Origin of the sequence: Thiolapillus sp. (assembly GCF_048562965.1) — a bacterium.
Classification (GTDB): domain Bacteria; phylum Pseudomonadota; class Gammaproteobacteria; order Chromatiales; family Chromatiaceae; genus Thiolapillus; species Thiolapillus brandeum_A.
This window is the reverse complement of the sequence record NZ_JBHNMF010000465.1, coordinates 1-2,633: the sequence shown is the minus strand read 5'-3', so window position 1 is coordinate 2,633 and position 2,633 is coordinate 1. Positions and strand designations below refer to the sequence as shown.

Here is a 2,633-nt window from a genome sequence, read left to right as displayed (position 1 = left end):
CGAGAATTACTTCTCTCGGCGAGTACCTTGGCACGAGAAATGGGCTATCGGTCTATCTTGGCCACGTCCCGGCGCCCAAAAACGCCGGAACCAGGGGATCGGTGAGCGATGCGGGCTAGGCGCCCGGGTGCTGTTTTTCTCCAGCCAGGCCTTGAGGTCATCGAGTACCGGTTGCGCCAGCTGCTGACGTTGTTGGGTCTTTTCTGCCGCAGGCAGATCCTTGATGCGTTTCTCGATGGCATAGAGCTTGCGGATCTTGCCAATGGCCGCGTCCGCCTTGCTAACCTTTGTGTCTTTCTTTATTCGTTGGCGCGGCTTTGCCGGCTTCGACGAACTTGCGCCGGGCAGGGTCCCAGCAGCCGATGCGGGTGATGGTGTTTTCCCGACATACCCGGTTGTAGCCGGCATAGCCGTCGGTCTGGAGAACGCCTTCGAAGCCATCGAGCAGCCGCAAGGGCACCTCCTCACTGCGTGAAGGATCGTAGTGGCAGCGCACAACAGGCTGATCCGGTGGGCCACCCCGGATGACCCACATCCATTTGTCCGACTGGGCGGCTTTGCCCGTTTCCTTCGCTGCCAGCCATGGAGAGCGAAGCGAAGGCTGGTAGTCCCCAGTAGCCGCGACGCCGCACTGCTTACCCGTCGTGCGCATAGCGCCAGAGGGGAAGCAAAGTAGGCATCCAAACGCGGCGTCCAGTCATTGGGAGCCAAGTACGGAGCAGCAACGAGCTTGCAAAGTTGTTGCGTAGTGCTGGGTGGCCAGGACGGCTGGGGCACAAATAGGTTGTCAAAGGCCGAGTCGATTTTGGGGACTGGGATGTCCCAAAATCTATCACGAGGCAGAAGACACGCTTGGGGCGGCGGGGGTGGATACGGGGCTCCGGAACATAGGCCGGCAACGGCCTGCCTTTATACGGCAATTCGCCACCCCAAGGCTCTCCCAGTCGCGGTTCGTTGGCGTTGAGCTCGTAGGGATAAGCCGGATCGTCCAATGCGCCGTGCGCGTAAAGGCGGCTGTAGTAATTTTTGAAATCTGCTCGGCTTGCCGCATCGGGATAGCCAGCCAGAGCCCGATAAAATTTACCCCCCACGTTGGAGAGCATCGATTCACCGCCAATGCGGATCGTTCCCTGTGTGCTCCCCGCCGAGCCCCTGAGTACACTGTCGACACCCCGCTGCGCATGCCCAGCACCGACTCAGGACCGTCGCCGTACTCGGGTGCCATCGTGTTCCAGATGCTCGGGTAACGCGGTGTCGATGGTGCCTCAGTGTCGATGGCGGCGCCCGAGTGATCCGGATAGGCCAACGGGTTACCGGACGTGTAGGTGTATGCTGATGCGCCGGATCAACGCGCAAAAACGCCGGATGGGATACGCCAGATCCGGCATCAGGGTGATTTGCTGGGTGAACAATGCGCCCAGCCATGCGGCGCTCAGCAACTGAGCGGTCATGTCGGATCAGAACAGCCCGAACGAGCGCATAATGATATAGCCTGCGCCGATCACGATCGACGCGCCGACCAGAGATGTGCCGGCAACAAGCCAAGTGGATTTGTAATTGCGCACGATAGCCTCTCCATTTTCCGCCCCCCGCTCTGCCCGTCGTCGCCAACTATCCCCTGGCATCTGTAACCCGATTTTGTCGGATGTGGGTAATGGCTGACCGCCCAGGCTCGCCAGCAGAATGGCGTCTTGTCTCGCCAGGGGAGGATGGCCATTATACGTACGACGCAGGATGCGATTACGACCCTCCCGATCCCCGTCGGGTAGATCGTCCATTTGCGCCGCCGCCGAATCAATGGGCTCGTGACCTACGTACTGGCGCAGAAAATGATCACTCACCGTGACCCGATTTGGCAGTCCGCTCAGCAAATTCTCGACCCGCACAGCCGCTTCGGCATCAAAACGCACGGAATCATCCGGCATATACCGCCGTGCCAGAGGGGATGGCATCTGGCGGGTGGATGCCGTCACACGGGCAGCCGCCGCTGTCGATCGTGTGACCTCTGAGCGCTCCAGTGTCGCCTCACTGATGGTCGACAGTGTGACAAGGTCCTCGGCTACTGAATCTGCCCGGTAAAGCGCTGCGACGTTCACCGCTGTGCTAGCCCCCACACCGACAGGGGCGTCGCCCGAATAATCGGGATCGCCGAGGGGATCGGACGCATACGCGTAGAGGCTGGCAGACGCCCTGAGGGGATCCGTGCGGGCGTATCGTGCCTGGTCAGCCTGGTACATCCGGTCAGGATACAAGAATCCGCCAGAGGGTAAATACGCGCCTCCGAGCCACGATGCGACCAGGAGATCCCCGATCATTTCAGATCAGCAATCGGCTTTTCGGCCGCCTTAACCACGGGGATGACCTCCGGGTCGTCTTTTTTGTCCTCGACCAAGGTCAGCGCTGTCAAGTGTCGCTCATACCCATCGGCGAAATCGGTGGTTTGAAATTCGTCGCCCAGGGTATTTGGTAGTTTAGACATAATTTTCTCCTAAATAGTTACCGTCTATAAATAGCTGAAGTTTCACCGTTTTCACCGGACTTCATCGGAAAAAGTTTAGCAAGGCCGCTGTCATAATTCTGGTTAATATGCCATAAGTATAGCTAATTACCACCCTTCCTGATGGCCCATGATT

At 58.9% G+C, this 2,633-nt stretch carries 5 protein-coding genes; all 5 read right to left on the bottom strand.

Annotation, left to right across the window (positions count from 1 at the left end; genetic code table 11):
• Nucleotides 1-6: 6 nt before the first annotated feature.
• Nucleotides 7-255: an IS66 family transposase gene (locus tag ACOCD2_RS16400; RefSeq protein WP_419625797.1), complete on the bottom strand. Its 249-nt coding sequence runs from the start codon at nucleotides 253-255 to the stop codon at nucleotides 7-9.
• A 25-nt stretch (nucleotides 256-280) separates the two neighbouring features.
• The gene (locus ACOCD2_RS16395; protein ID WP_419604819.1) at nucleotides 281-652 is read right to left on the bottom strand and encodes an IS66 family transposase; all 372 of its coding nucleotides are present in this window, start codon (nucleotides 650-652) and stop codon (nucleotides 281-283) included.
• Nucleotides 636-836, bottom strand: a complete 201-nt coding sequence (locus ACOCD2_RS16390; RefSeq protein ID WP_419625796.1) for a hypothetical protein — start codon at nucleotides 834-836, stop codon at nucleotides 636-638. The genes ACOCD2_RS16395 and ACOCD2_RS16390 overlap by 17 nt, the downstream gene beginning before the upstream one ends.
• 621 nt (nucleotides 837-1,457) lie before the next feature.
• The gene (locus ACOCD2_RS16385; protein ID WP_293674927.1) at nucleotides 1,458-2,114 is read right to left on the bottom strand and encodes a hypothetical protein; all 657 of its coding nucleotides are present in this window, start codon (nucleotides 2,112-2,114) and stop codon (nucleotides 1,458-1,460) included.
• 197 nt (nucleotides 2,115-2,311) lie between these two features.
• The gene (locus ACOCD2_RS16380; protein WP_293674926.1) at nucleotides 2,312-2,479 is read right to left on the bottom strand and encodes a hypothetical protein; all 168 of its coding nucleotides are present in this window, start codon (nucleotides 2,477-2,479) and stop codon (nucleotides 2,312-2,314) included.
• Nucleotides 2,480-2,633 lie beyond the last annotated feature (154 nt).